Annotated in this window: 12 protein-coding genes; 8 read left to right on the top strand and 4 right to left on the bottom strand. The window is 45.7% G+C overall.

The features are described 5' to 3' along the window. Window positions 1-62 precede the first annotated feature (62 nt). Window positions 63-2,243 (bottom strand): TadE/TadG family type IV pilus assembly protein, encoded by a 2,181-nt coding sequence (locus ACLSU7_RS12575; protein ID WP_413292229.1) that lies wholly within the window; start codon window positions 2,241-2,243, stop codon window positions 63-65. Between the two features lie 123 nt (window positions 2,244-2,366). On the opposite strand from ACLSU7_RS12575, the gene ACLSU7_RS12570 reads away from it, so the two are divergent. From ACLSU7_RS12570 to ACLSU7_RS12560, 3 genes are all read left to right on the top strand, one after another. Next, window positions 2,367-3,242, top strand: a complete 876-nt coding sequence (locus ACLSU7_RS12570) for a hypothetical protein (RefSeq protein WP_413292228.1) — start codon at window positions 2,367-2,369, stop codon at window positions 3,240-3,242. Between the two features lies 1 nt (window position 3,243). After that, a complete protein-coding gene (gene nagZ, locus ACLSU7_RS12565; protein WP_413292227.1) occupies window positions 3,244-4,356 on the top strand; it encodes a beta-N-acetylhexosaminidase in 1,113 nt (370 codons plus the stop codon). 105 nt (window positions 4,357-4,461) lie between these two features. Beyond that, complete coding sequence (locus ACLSU7_RS12560) at window positions 4,462-5,877, top strand: energy transducer TonB (protein ID WP_413292225.1); 1,416 nt, start codon at window positions 4,462-4,464, stop codon at window positions 5,875-5,877. 79 nt (window positions 5,878-5,956) lie between these two features. Here ACLSU7_RS12560 and ACLSU7_RS12555 read toward each other — a convergent pair whose 3' ends face one another. Then, window positions 5,957-6,085: a hypothetical protein gene (locus ACLSU7_RS12555; protein WP_255490115.1), complete on the bottom strand. Its 129-nt coding sequence runs from the start codon at window positions 6,083-6,085 to the stop codon at window positions 5,957-5,959. Window positions 6,086-6,181: 96 nt separating this feature from the next. Next, window positions 6,182-7,000 carry a hypothetical protein gene (locus tag ACLSU7_RS12550; RefSeq protein ID WP_413292224.1) on the bottom strand — a complete coding sequence of 273 codons (819 nt, stop codon included), beginning with the start codon at window positions 6,998-7,000 and terminating at the stop codon, window positions 6,182-6,184. Window positions 7,001-7,010: 10 nt separating this feature from the next. Here ACLSU7_RS12550 and ACLSU7_RS12545 point away from each other — a divergent pair, with 10 nt between their 5' ends. Next, the gene (locus ACLSU7_RS12545; RefSeq protein ID WP_413292223.1) at window positions 7,011-8,117 is read left to right on the top strand and encodes a M23 family metallopeptidase; all 1,107 of its coding nucleotides are present in this window, start codon (window positions 7,011-7,013) and stop codon (window positions 8,115-8,117) included. Here ACLSU7_RS12545 and ACLSU7_RS12540 read toward each other — a convergent pair. After that, the gene (locus tag ACLSU7_RS12540) at window positions 8,114-9,385 is read right to left on the bottom strand and encodes a hypothetical protein (protein ID WP_413292222.1); all 1,272 of its coding nucleotides are present in this window, start codon (window positions 9,383-9,385) and stop codon (window positions 8,114-8,116) included. The genes ACLSU7_RS12545 and ACLSU7_RS12540 overlap by 4 nt on opposite strands. A gap of 130 nt (window positions 9,386-9,515) precedes the next feature. Between ACLSU7_RS12540 and galU the strand changes: the two genes are divergently transcribed. The 4 genes from galU to ACLSU7_RS12520 are packed head-to-tail and all read left to right on the top strand — an operon-like array spanning window position 9,516 to window position 14,227. Next, window positions 9,516-10,400, top strand: a complete 885-nt coding sequence (gene galU, locus ACLSU7_RS12535) for a UTP--glucose-1-phosphate uridylyltransferase GalU (protein ID WP_413292221.1) — start codon at window positions 9,516-9,518, stop codon at window positions 10,398-10,400. 42 nt (window positions 10,401-10,442) lie between these two features. Then, the gene (locus ACLSU7_RS12530) at window positions 10,443-11,297 is read left to right on the top strand and encodes a hypothetical protein (RefSeq protein ID WP_413292220.1); all 855 of its coding nucleotides are present in this window, start codon (window positions 10,443-10,445) and stop codon (window positions 11,295-11,297) included. Next, entirely contained in the window at window positions 11,294-13,333 is a 2,040-nt protein-coding gene (gene priA / locus ACLSU7_RS12525) for a primosomal protein N' (protein ID WP_413292219.1), read from the top strand. The genes ACLSU7_RS12530 and priA overlap by 4 nt, the downstream gene beginning before the upstream one ends. Window positions 13,334-13,393: 60 nt before the next feature. After that, window positions 13,394-14,227, top strand: a complete 834-nt coding sequence (locus ACLSU7_RS12520; RefSeq protein WP_413292218.1) for a CFI-box-CTERM domain-containing protein — start codon at window positions 13,394-13,396, stop codon at window positions 14,225-14,227. Window positions 14,228-14,244 lie beyond the last annotated feature (17 nt).

Raw genomic sequence — 14,244 nt, 5'->3', positions numbered from 1 at the left:
GTCTCTTTTCGGACAAAAGTCAGAGAATCTTTACTGTCTCATTTTGAGAATTAGCGAATGAACTAGAAGTCTGCCGGAGGCGCATTCTTGATTTTGGCCTTGCCAGAATTATCTCCACCCAATTGCAGTTCAGAATTCAAATAATCCGAGGAGATCATTTTAACTGAATAACCCGAGGTCCCGCCCACAATACAGTTGCCCGAAGTTGGCGGAACAGGAGTTTCTCCATCGTATTTCGGCTCGACCGTGCATTTTCCCAGTTTCTCGGTATTCAGGGAATAATCTAACAAACCGTTGTCAGCCCAACCGGTCAGAACGTTTTTCCAATCTTTGGATAGGTAAGTCAGTTTTTGATCAATATCCAAGGACAGCGTTTGAATCTCTTTGCTTTTTAAAACTTTGAATTGGTCTTTCACGCTGAACTCTTCCAAGTTCTCATCGCCCTGCTTGTAATCTTTGTGATAGCCAATATCCGGGCGAATAGATTTATCAAAACCTGGGTTTGCCTTCGGCATAAACTTTTCTTTAATGCGCTTATAATAATTGTGATAAAAATCGGGCTCAATCGAGTAATAAGCCATATCAAACTGGTCAGGTAAAATGGCCAGAAGCTCAAGAGCACGGAAACGAGATGGACCTTTTACTTCCTCACTCCACGCTAGCAAATCGCCGTTACCATTGCTTTTTCTAGCGAATTCAAATGGCAGCTGTGCCCAATGACCGAAATTAGGTGCTGTATCTTTAAAATCTGGGTCCGCGTTACGTTGAGCCCAAGTTGGATCCAGTCTGAAAATTGCGCGACCAAATTGGTACAGAAGATTTCGACTTTTTAAACCGTACTGATCACCAACGAAACGGCTGTAATTTCCTGCGCGAGTTGGATCTTTGGGGTCCCCGATGTTACCAGTATCGAAAATTCTTGGGGGAAGATTCGGATCGATCTTACCGCCACCTGCAGATCTTTCGGAACCGCTAGGCCATTGGGATTCATACCATGGGCCCATTCTTCCACCGAATGGTTTGAAAAATGCGCGCGCTTTTAAATCAACCGCACCCAATGGAGAAAATGGAATGTTTGGACGAGTAACAGCTGAAACACCCACGTATGCCATACACCATGGATTTTTCTCAACACCCATTGAATAATTGTAGGGATCTTCAATCTGACTACGAAGACCTACGAACTGAGAGAGCTCTGAAATATCTCTCCATAAAGCATGACCTTGATCTTTTACAACTTCAGCCGGCCAGTTATTACGATCTGAGGCGAGTTCCCTTGGCACACGGTCGATAGTATTACTACCGCCCGCATTACAAACCGTATCAACATAACTAAATGCTGGAGCGATACGAATTGGTACTAACCACTTCGCAGGCATTTCGTCCTTCGCAGGATTATTGCATCCATCTGCGCCCAGTGAATTATAAACTTTGAAAGATTGTATGCCGCTTTTATTAGCCGCAGTTAGATTGTTTTCAAGGGTGGCTCTGATCCCTTTCTTAACGCTCTCGCCATCCAGATCAAAAAAATCTTCCGTCTCGTTACTCATAGATCTAGAAATTGTTGAAATGAGCAGCATTCTATCGGCCTGATCCATGTTGTAACCCACCACCCACTGCGCTAGCAGTCGATAGTTGAAGGCTCCAAAGTAACGACAACGCTCAAAAGCCAAGTTTCGAAATTTTTCCGAGATATTGGTCATCGCGACGTTCACACTGTGAAAACCCGCAATCGTTGGAGTAGGTCCAAATACTTTTACTCCGCTAAAATCTTTCAGATCTCGGCAGGTGTTCTCTTTCGGCATCGGCTTGAAAGGAACATACGTAGCACAAAAAGATGGTGCGTCGTAAAAGTCTTTCGCTGCAGGATTGATATCATCAGTATCCGCACGACCTGGTACAATCCCTAAATTACTAGACGGTATTTTATCGACAGGATGTTCCGAGAAATCCCCTGCCGTTCCAACCATACGATAACGCCAAGCTAACAGCTTCCAACTTTGTCGAATTTGATAGTTAATATGTGCTATCGCATTCATGTTCTCTGCTTGCTTCATTGCGCCGTAATACGCAGCAAGGTCCACAGAGTTCTGTAAGTTGATTTTGTGATGGACTAATAAGCCCACGTTGATGACCATCGCAAAAAAGATAAACAGGATTTGAAATATCAAAGCGACAAAGAGCGCGACCTGCCCCTTGGGGTTTTTTAGTTTTCGAATAAGTTGATCACGCAGTTTCATCATGTGGTTAATAACAATTGTCTCGTATCAATTGCGCCGAGGCAATAACTCGACCTTGAAAACTTTGACTTGTTCTATAGTGAGATGACAGACTTTTAGCCATGATAACTAAGGGGAATCTCGACGATGGTCCGTAATTACTTCTCTGCCCTTATTGGCATCTCAATTATTACTGCTCCGCTGATTTCCAACGCTGCAGTTTTGTTTGAGGGATATTCAAAGATCAATGCTAACGACGCCCATATTGGATACGTGGTCAGTCGTTATGAATTTGATGATAAGAAAAAACAGTTCATCTCAACCTATTTTATAAAAACGGGCAAAGGCCCTACTGAAACCACGGAAAGCCTAAAAGCTTTCGCGGATTCTGAACTGGCGCCGATTTCATACGAATACACGTCGCTGTCGGGCAAAGAATCTAAAACGATTGATGCCAAGTTCAAAGCTGGCGCGATGACTGCCATCGTAAGCACTAACGGCAAGTCATCCAAGTTTGAAAAAAAGATTCCGAAAGGAACTTTTCTTTCTACATTCCTGGTTTACCTGATGCTGAAAAGTAAAGATGGCCTCCGCTCTGAAACAAAATACGAATACCAAGCCATTGCCGAAGAGGATGCAAGCATCTCCAAAGGACAAGCCTTGGTAGGCAAAGAGCAGATCTTTAACGAGTTTAAAGTTTTCAAAATTCTGAATACTTTTAAAGACTCAAAATTCCTAAGCTACGTCAATGAACGCGGCGAAGTGATTGCGACAAATGCCATGGGCACAGGTATTTCAACTGAGCTGGTTTCAACTGCCGCAGAAGCAACGAACGGACAATCCTTCAGTTCAACTATTTTAAAAACATTGTTTGCAGGGGTTCCCGCGGGCACGCAGAATGTTGCAGCTCAGGGCAAAAAAATAAAACCTGCCACTTTGCCAACGACAACCATCAACGCACCAGTGACGGCACCCGCTAACACCGCCCCAGCTGCTCAACCAGAAAACGAACCGGGTCAATAATATGGGAATCAATCAAATCATCGGACAGCACATGTTTATCGGTATTCAAGGTCATGCTTTGACTGCCGACGAAAAGAAATTCATCGTCGACAACAACATCGGTGGTATCTGCCTGTTTGGGCGTAACGTTGCTGATCCAAAACAAGTCCATGACCTGTGCGCAGAAATTCAATCTCTTCGTCACAAACAAGCGGATAAAGCTCCTTTGTTCATCGGTATCGATATGGAAGGTGGCCGAGTTCATCGTCTGAAACCTCCATTCACAATTTGGCCTGCACTACGCAAATTAGGTGACCTTGATGCGCCGACAGTTTCATTTCACTTTGCAAATCGCATGGGCCAGGAATTAAAAGCCGTCGGTATTAATTTGGATTTCGCACCTTCAGTGGATGTTTTCACCAACGAAGCGAACAAGGTCATCGGCGATCGCTCTATCAGTTCTGATCCTGAATCGGTTGCGAAACATGCCTCAGCATTGGTTCGCGGCTATATCAAAGCGGACGTGATCACTTGTGCAAAACATTTCCCGGGCCATGGAAATACTTTGGTTGATAGCCATGAGGATCTTCCTGTGGAAAACCTGGACAGAGAGCGCCTGGAAAGCTGCGAACTGATTCCATTCAAAAAAGCCTTCAAGTCCCGCGTCGACATGGTGATGACCTCGCACATTAAATTTCCAAAAATCGATCCCGATTGGCCTGTGACTTTGTCGGAAATTTTCGTAAAGAAAATGATCAAAGAAGAACTTCGCTACAGAGGTTTAGTGATCACGGACGACTTGGGAATGAAGGCCATGTCATCTCACTATGGAGTTGAGGAAATCCCGGTTCGTGCCCTGCAAGCCGGTTGCGATCTGCTTTTATACTGCAATGAATTCGACGTTCCACCCCAAGCAGTCGATGCAATCATTGGCGCCGTGGCTCAAGGCACTTTGGATCAAGCACAACTGGAGTCGTCGCATAGAAGAATTCTGGATTTGAAAAAAGCGAAAATCACCAACCCAGATCCTCTGGATATGAGTGAGGTTGTGAAGATCGTTGGCCACGCGGAACATCTAAAAATCGCTGCTGCCATAAACAGTGGGGTCTCTCCAGACGGGTTACTGCCAGAGTAACAGTCATGAAAAAATTACCCAGGTCTGCTCCCCCAACTTAAACAGGGGCTCCCACAAGCTGGCCTGGGAATTGATAATACTCCCCCTATAGTCAGAGGAGTATTTATGGGTTTCGATAAGAATAACGAAGAACTAAGTCACGAGAATCAGCTCGATTTGTTTTCGTATAACACCTCAAAACTCGATTTTCTTCCTGACCTGAAAATTCCGGCACCTCGCCCACCCGAAGCGAATAAATCTCCACGCTTTATGACTTTGTCAGTGGCGATGCACATTGCTGCGGCCGTCGCTGTAGCTGTGATCAGCGTACCGCTTGTGAATGAAATCAAAACTGAAACCATCACCATTGAACTGGAAGAACCCGCTGTTCACGAAGTTACTAAAGGTGCTCCGGTAGAGCCGACAAAAGGTGGGGCTCCGGCAGCACTTCCTGAAAAAGAAGTTGCGAAAACTCTTCCTGAAAATCTGCCGATGAAAGAAGCGAAGGAAGTGGCAGCCGCACCTATCGAGACAGCACCTGCACCGAGAGAAACAGCTGTGGTCACAGCTCCTGAAGTCATCGCAGAGCCAGTTCCAACTAGCGAAATGCCAGCTCCTAAGAAAGCTGCGCCGAAAGCCGTTGCTGCTGCAAAACCATCAGCGCAAAAAGCTGCAAAAGCTGCTCCTGCCAAGACGAACTTTGCCGCGGTTCCGATGTCGATTGATGACATCAACTCTCCAGAACTTGATGAAGGCGAAATTGCCAATCAAAAATCGGAAGCAAAACTAGGCGAAGACTTTAATCAGGACTTCGACGAAATCGACAGCAAGCATGCAAGCAAACTTGCCGCTGAAGAATCGCAAATGAATGCGATGGCAGAGGCACTTTCTGCAGATCAAGAAAGCTCTTTAAAATCAGTTGAAGAACTGAATCAGCAAGAGTCTGCAGCACTTGCGGAATCTCAAAAAAATCTCCGTCACAAAAATGCTAAAGCCGTTGCCTCGGCTTTAGCTTCTGAAAAAGCAGCCGCCGAAGCTGCCGCTCGTGAACAAGCAGCACAACGTGCAGCTGCGATTGCTGCAGCCAATGCTGCGAAAGAGGCAGAAGGTGCTGGTGGTGAAGGTTCTGGTAAAGGCGAAAAGCAAGGCGCCGGCGCAGGGAATAACGGACTTGAAAAATCAGGTCAGGAAGTTGCCGGAGCTGCTGAAGGAGTTCGGAGCCTTGATCAACTAAGACAAATGCCAGGCAATCCTCGCCCGCAATACAGCGAAGAAGAGCGTCTAAAAGGCAATCAAGGTCGCGTCAGTTTCGAAGCGTATATTTCCAAAGAAGGCATCCCAATGAACTTCAGAATGAAGCAATCAACTGGGTACAGAAACCTGGATGCGAAAACGTTGTCGGCTTTGAAAAAATGGAGATTCTATCCAGGCCAAGAAGGTTGGGTGGAAATGCCATTTAGTTGGGACTTAAAAGGTGGGGTTCAAGAAGTGAAAGGCCGCTTAAGAACTTCAGTAGGTCAGCTTCAAGGTAACGGCTACTAATCTCTGGTTGCAAACAGCACAAACGCAAAAAGCCTTTGGTGAACCCAAAGGCTTTTTTACTTTTAAAGACTGAGGCTAATTAGTCTTTGAAAAGAACTTTAGCAGATTTAGTAGTACCGTTAGTACGTACTGCTGCTTTACGTTTTTTACCGCTAGTAGTTTTTTTCTTTTCGCGAATGTATTCAGTTTTTTTAGTTTTAGAAGCCACGGTTTACCCCCGGAATATTTATTAAAACTCCGGCCGTGCCGAAGTGCGCCATTATCCCATCAAAGCCGGGATAGGCTAGACGGAACGAGTTAACTATCAAAACGGAATAATCAAGTCAATCGAATGCCTATAATCTGATGATTTTTGTGTATTTCCGAAATAGGCGTAGTTCAAACGGAAGCGAGGACCGCTAAACCCGACACCGGCCGAAACCAGGGGTCTGGAGTCGTCAAAATCGTCAGAATAGCCGAATCTGAAGACTATAAAGCGATTTATGAAGGTTTCAAGGCCCAAACCAGCGTATCCCTCGGAATCCCCATCCACGCGGGCACGGAACATTCCCTTATAAATATAGTTAAAACCGCCACCCACCTTGGTTTTATAACGAAGCTCTTCAGGAGCCGTATTATTGTTTTCACCGAAAACATTATAGACCACCAATCCCAAACCCAGGTCCGAAATTGGCGTGTAAAGAAAGCCCAGGTCCCCATTTACGGAGTGATAGCTGGCTCTATCAAGGGATTGCTCAAGGTAGTGGCCCGTCAAACCCACAGCCCATTTTTCCATGAAAAACTCACCCAAGGTGATCGCGATATCGTGTTCATTCAACTCGCCAAGAGTTTTTGTCATTCTGGATTTTTGCACATATGCAGCGGCTGCAGGCAGAGTGCTTTCTTTTGTGTTATCGCTCAAAAAAGCTGCGAACTCTTTATCTGCGAATGATGTGAAAAGAAAACGTCCCCCTAGATGAGCCATGGATGCAGGATTCAGAAAACTAGCATCGCCAGGCTCCACAGCCGCACGTCCAGTTCCACCTGCTGCTACTGATGCCGAAGAATTATAAACTTGGGCCAGTGCCTGGTTCGAGCTAACATAAATCAGGAGAAAAACAGAAAGTTTTTTTACAAAGCTCAAAGGATGGAGCATGAATCAATACCTCGCACGCATCGTGTGCACGTTCATTTTAGTGCTCACATACTATCAATCAGTTCATGCTGGCGCCAACAACTTTACGGCCAAACAAATTCGTTCCGGAGATAATCTTCTTAATATTTTACGCCAACATGGTTTTAACACCCGCGAGCGGGAAAAAGTTTTGGCTTCCGATCTTGGCCTGCGTCGTCTGTTTCTGACTTTGGATACGCGCTATCTGGTTCGTCGCGATAAAGGTGAAGTGGAACTCAGAGTTTTCGACTCTCAAACTTCAGATGCCTTTCGCATTATAAAAAAGAACGGCGCCATTCAGGCTGCTCCTTACCAACCTCAGTTTAAAACAACAGTTCTTCGTATTGACGGCAAAGTTCACGGATCAATCCTGGGTTCCATCCTTCCGAAAGTTAACAGCAACTGGGTCGCGACTCGCTTTACCGACGCTTATGTGTTCGATATCAAATCCGCGAAAGAACTGCGGCGAGGCGCACGCTTTTGGTTCACAGTTGAAAAGAAGTACGAAAATGGTTTGTTTGTAAAATACGGAGAGATTCTGCAAACTTCATTAGAGATAGACGGCGATGTAGTTCGCAAAAAGTTTGTGCGCTCTAAAGATGGCGGTGTCTTTTTCAATGACCAGGATTTGCAGGAAAAACGAGCGTTTTACTCTCCAGTTAACTATATCAAAATTGCCAGCACCTTTCAGCCCAACCGCTTACACCCGATCACTCGCCGAAGAGTCCCGCATTTGGGAGTCGATTTTGAACTTCCCATTGGTGATCCCGTCCTGGCCGCTCGTAAGGGCCAAGTGGTCCGTTATGGAAACAATCATGCCGCAGGAAATTTCATTGTCCTACGTCATTCAAACGGCATTGAATCCTCGTATAATCATCTTTACAAAATTGATCGCAGAATTCGCGAAGGATTGATGGTAAACGCGGGTGATAAAATTGCAGAAGTGGGTTGCACGGGATACTGCACTCGGGCTCACCTGCACTTTGCCCTAAAAATAAAGGGCCGAATGGTCGACCCATTGAAATATATAAAACCTTATCCACAAAATATGCATCAGCTCTTAGCTTCGCAAGTGGCCTCGAATTAGAATTTTGTACAGATCGTTGCGTAGTTCGCGCAACGTTTTGCGGGGATGATACTGTTCGGGTATGAAGCCGGTGATGTACCAATCAACGGATTGTAACAAGCAGCCCCCGCATTGTATTCCACACCTTGGGCAATTCCATTCACCAGATTTTCCGTATAACAAGACGGCACCGTTGCTTTAGGAACCAAGCAGCCTTGAGTTACGTTAACATCCCATTGATGAGCCGGGAACTGACGACGAACGATATCGATTTCCGCACGCAAAGCCGCGCTTGCAGTAATCTGTGCCTCTGTATGAGGAGCACAAGACGCTATATCGCGGTTCAAATAAACTTTATATACACGGTTGCAATTCCAGTTTGAAATCACGTTACCTGTGCTTAAATCAACTTCTTGCAGAGTCTGCAAAACATTCAGTGGAGAAAAACCGTTAGAAACTCCGGCCGCTTGACCGAATGAAAAACGGTAGCCACGACCGTAAGCCAAAGCTTTATTCGTTGAACTTGCGGAAACCACACTGCCAATATTTGTGGAATCATTCAGATAGGTCATCGTCATCTGACCTTGCACTTGCAAGATATCGCGCAAGCTTTGAGAGATGCTTTGGTCAGAGTTGAATTTCAAATTTGCTTCAATTGTACGTGTGTTTGTGGAAAACGGAAAATAGCGAACGGAAGAGCCACGATTGCTTAGCAACGTGTCCATAATGTATGTCGAAGACAATACGTCTGCCATCGGAATAATATCAGTATTCAAAGCCAATGAACCCGTTGCAGAATACACGCTCGTCAAATTCGAACGATCACGAATGGCCATTGTCGGCATAACGTTGATATTTGTCGGCGAGTCGCCCAGATACTCAGCGTATTGAGCTTTAGAAACCGCATTTGCGGGATAAATCGGGCTAAAGTTTGCATCTACGTAGGAATAAAAACTTGCAGGGATAGTGATACCTGCAGTTTGGTAAGCGCCTGCACGAATGGAGTAATAAGCATTGCTGCTTGAAAGAGTGCCTGACTCGGCACAGGAGTTATACGAAATTTGGTCGAATCCACCATCGAACGCAAATGGAATCCCAGAAATTTTTCCTGCCATTTGTGAACCGTATTTTGAGACGAGCGCCGCGTCCAAGCTTGAGTAATCGGCTACGTCGTCAAGGGATGAATCAAAACCGGCTTTGCCGCAGTTTTGAAAAGAAACAACAAGTGCCAATGAGGCAGCTATGACCCCAGCAACCTTACGCGTTGTTGGCTTGTTTGGCATTTTCATGGAAATTCCCCCGTTCTTAAACCTTACCACGACGTAGGGAACTTCTCTGGTAAAAAACAGATTTGGGCCCCATTTTCAGCACGGTTCATTATAGCTTGTCTTAGAATGAAACGTTTGCGATTTTAAGAGGATGTCTAAAGTAAAAAAAGCCATAATTCCAGCCGCAGGTCTAGGTACCAGATTTCTCCCCGCAACGAAGACAGTTCCAAAGGAAATGTTAACGATCGTGGATGCGCCGATCATTTTGTACGTCGTAGAAGAAGCCATCAAAGCCGGAATCGAAGATATCGTCCTTATCGCTGGCCGTAACAAACACGCCATCGAAGACTTTTTTGATATGTCTTACGAACTAGAAGACAAACTTCATAAAGACGGCAAAGAAAAACTTTTGGAACGTGTTACAAAAGCACGTGATGCCGCAAACATTATCAGTATCCGTCAGAAACAAGCCCTGGGCTTGGGGCACGCAGTCCTTTGCGGTCTTCCTATCGTCGGCAAGGATCCCTTCGCGGTCCTTTTGGGTGACGAAATCACGATGGAAGCCAATGGTCAGGCTAATGTGACATCTCAATTGGTGAAATCTTTTGAGGAAACTCAAACTTCAACGATTTCCATCATGAAGGTTTCTGAAAAAGACGTTTCTAAATACGGTATCGCCGAAGTCGAAGAAAAAGCTGCAGGATTTTTCAAAGTAACTTCATTGGTGGAAAAACCAAAACCAACGGACACAAAAAGCCGCTGGGCTTTGCCGGGTCGTTACGTGTTTGACAATGCGATCATGGATCTTTTGGCAACTGCAAAACCTTCTTTGAACGGTGAAATCCAATTAACTGATAGCATGAAGGTTTTGTGCGAACAAAAAGGTCTTAATGCGATGACTTTTACTGCCGATCGCTATGATGCTGGTGATAAGCTTGGCTATCTGCAGGCAAACATTGAGCTGGCTTTGAAGAATCCAGAACTCAGCGCGGATCTTAAGGCATACATTGTTGAGCTAGCAAAAAATCTTAAGTAACTTTGAATTCCGAGCAACCGGAATCACGTGAACCGAGGACGTATGAGAAAATTATTAACTGCAACCCTTGTTGGGATTTTTTGTCCGGTGCTGGCTTCTGCTTTCATTTTGCCAACAAGAACTATTTTGCAAAAAACCTCTGACAATGCGGGAAGCGGAATCTACGCCATCGAGCAAGAAGTTCAATTTGCAAATGGTGATGATACAATTCACGTGCGCGAAACTTGGTTGATTGATAACGATCGCACCATGCGCCTGACGGTGACTGGCACTAAAGAACTTCAGGGAAGCTTCCGCATGCAGTTCCTTTATGCCGGTGGCCAACGCTATACAGTTATCAACGGTAGCAAGAAAAACGAAAAGACTCCGGATGACTTTTTAGAAAAGTATTTAAATTTCCGCAGTCCCGAAGTTTTCGCTAACAACCTGGCGCAACTTAAAATTATTCCACATGGCGGTTATTCTAAACGCATCCTTGCCAAAAAAGGTGAAGACGTAAAATACGAACCGGAATCTTGGGTTCGCTATTCTCGTACGGGTGGAGTTGTAAATTACGCATTCGGAACTCCCACTCCTGAAGACGATAAAAATTCCAACCCAGGATTGTGGATTGAACAGGATCAATTCGTGATCCGAAAAATCCGCCTGCCAAGCCAGGTTGAGATGACTGCTGACAACTACAATCAGTTCGCGAAAGGCTTATATTATCCTCGTACCCGCACGGTTCGCTGGGGTAACAACACCGCGACAATCCGCCTGATCAGTGCCTCTGCCCGTCCTGCGACGGCTGTGGCCCAATTCCAACCAAGTTCATTGGATATCAATACCAAACTTGATGGTTTGGAAAAACTGTCGGCGAAAGAGGCGATCATCGAGTTCTATTCGAGGTTTAGATGAGCGAGGCTCCTCTCTGGAAGGTTGCAGTTGATGCTCCCCTTCCAGAGGCTTTGACATACAGCTACGCTGAGCCTCTGATGCGCGGCCAATTGGTTAACGTTCCGCTCGGAAAAAGAAAAACGAAAGGCCTTGTTCTGGGGCCTACGACAGAAGCTCCCGAATTTAAAGTTAAAGCCATTGATTCCATTGATCCGGAGTATGCTCCCCTTCCTGACGCTTTCGTAAAGTGGCTGGAATGGCTCGGTAATTACTATCTCCACCCAGTGGGTCAGGTGGTGCAATCTGCTTTTCCTCCGCTTAAAAAAGCCGACAAGCAGCGTGCAAGCAAACGCGCTCCCGTGGTGCCACAGCTTGAAAGTGATAAACTTCCTGAGTTAACTCCGGAACAAAAATCCAGTATTGATGGTATCGCTGCCCATCAGGGTTTTTCTACGCACTTGTTATTCGGCGTAACGGGTTCAGGAAAAACAGAAGTTTATCTGCGCCTGTTAGATAAGGTTTTAAAAGAGGGAAAACGCGGCCTAGTATTGGTTCCCGAGATTTCCCTGACTCCGCAACTGATTCAAAGATTCGCGCGCCGTTTCGGTGATAAAATAGCTGCACTTCACTCGCAACTAACCGATCGGGAACGCACGAATCAATGGTGGGATGTGGTTGAAGGTCGCAAATCTATTTTGATTGGCGCCCGCTCCGCCCTGTTTTGCCCGGTGCCTGATCTGGGTCTGATCATTGTCGATGAAGAGCACGAGCCTTCATACAAACAAGATGAAAAATTAAAATACAACGGTCGCGATGCCGCAGTGATGATGGGTAAAATCATGAACTGCCCTGTTGTGCTTGGTTCAGCCACTCCTAGTTTGGAGACCTGGAAAAATGCACAAGAAGGCAGATACTTCCTGCATCCCTTGAAAAATCGTGTTGCTGGTCGCGCCTTGCCAGATGTTGAAGTTATCGATTTAAGAAAATTAAAAGCCGATGACGATCATCAAAAACTTCTGATCGAAAAGTACTCGCACCTTCCTTATTGGATGAGCCCGCAGCTTTTTGAAAGAATGCGCGAAACCCTGGACCGTGGTGATCAAAGCGCGCTCTTTCTAAATCGTCGCGGAATTGCGCAGATGGTGGTGTGTCCGGCTTGTGGTCACACTCGCGAATGTCCTAATTGCGATATTTCATTAACTTTGCATGCAGGATCGCATTTGGTGTGTCACTACTGCGACTATCATGAGCAGATGAAAAAGAAATGTCCCGATTGTAAAGAGGGCGAGCTTGAAGCCATCGGACTTGGGACAGAACTTTTAGAAACGGATCTTGCGCGAATATTTCCGGGGAAAGTTATTGCACGTGCCGACCGGGATGAGATTCAAAATCGCGGGGACCTAGAGGATTTAATTGCCCGCATGGAAAGTGGCGAAATCGATATCCTGGTCGGAACACAAATGATCGCCAAGGGTTTGGATTTTCCAAAATTAAAATTGGTGGGCTTGGTACTTGCCGATGTGGGTTTTAATCTTCCCGATTTCCGTGCCACAGAACGAAGTTTTCAACTGATCACTCAGATGAGTGGTCGCAGTGGACGTCACGTAAAAGAGGGTGAAAGCCCGGGCCTGGTCATCATTCAAACTTTCAATACTGAACATGACAGTCTGACATTCGCGCAACATCATGACTTCGAAGGTTTTGCCACCAACGAATTAAATGTACGTGCAGCGTTGAATTATCCACCCGTGGGTCGATTGGTCAGCTTCCGTATTCAGGGAACTCATTTAGGAAAAGTTGAAGAGACAGCTCGACTTTTAGCCAGACGGGCCCATAGCCTAAAGGCTCAAATTGAGAAGTACAAATCGATCGAAGTTTTAGGTCCAGCCGAGGCCGCACTCGCCAAGTTGCGAGGACAATTCCGATATCATCTCCTCGTAAAATCGTCTCAGGGCGCTTTAACAAATCCATTTTCACGACAGCTCCTTGGGGACCAGGAATGGGTTCCCTCGGGCGTAAAAATTGTCGTCGATATTGATCCAATGAATTTGCTTTAAAGCAGTTCTGAGATCTAAAATAGCTATAAGGACTTCGGTTCCACCGAAGTAAGGATAGCCATGATTCAATGCCCGCGCTGCGGAATTCAAGTAACAGAACTACACCCGATAGAAGCTGATCTATCGGCAAAGCTTGCACAGGCTGGCGAAGCTAATTTGCCCGCGGAAGTTTGTGCGGGTTGTATATCTGATTTGCGCAGAACTGCTGCGACCAGCAGTGGTGGCGTATTGATGGCACAAGAACGCGCGCGCGAACAACATCGCTTGGCGCTTTGGAAAAGCCGCGTGCAATTGATCAAACAGGCCCGCAACTCCATGGGGCAAAAGATGTATGCGGAAGCAGCGATCGCATACGAAAAGTACTTAAAAATTTTGGACATCGTATTTGAAGTTAAAAAAGGTGAAAAGCTCCGTCCTGAAGCCTTTAAAGAAAGCGCCCGCCATACAGAGTTGACTGTGGTAGCATCCGTCTATTGGGATTTGATGCGCATCTATGATACTCACGACAAGTACCATGAACGAATGCAAAACTCGGCGAAACAGTTGGCAATGTTCATTCAGTTCACGCCCATTTATCCGGATATCATTAAGAAAGCGGAGTCCTTTGTTCGCTCTGCCAAAAATCCAAATATCGTAAAGAACTTTTTAAAGTTGGCTGACAAAGAAAGACCACGTTGTTTTATTGCAACTTCAGCGTTCGGTCCTCAAGCTCTTGAAGTTCAAACATTGCGAATGTTCCGAGATGATGTTTTAAAAGAAACGTTTTTAGGTCGTAAATTCGTTTACTTCTATTATAAAACGTCCCCCTCAATTGCTTGCTTACTCGATAAGCACTCCTGGCTCAAACCCGCTGTGAGAGCCGTCCTGCGCACATTGATTAAATGCGTTAGCTAAAAATTCATGCCCTTCCT

This window comes from Bdellovibrio sp. HCB185ZH (assembly GCF_047302455.1).
In the GTDB taxonomy this organism is placed as follows: Bacteria; Bdellovibrionota; Bdellovibrionia; order Bdellovibrionales; family Bdellovibrionaceae; genus Bdellovibrio.
This window is presented reverse-complemented; position numbering and strand designations above follow the sequence as displayed.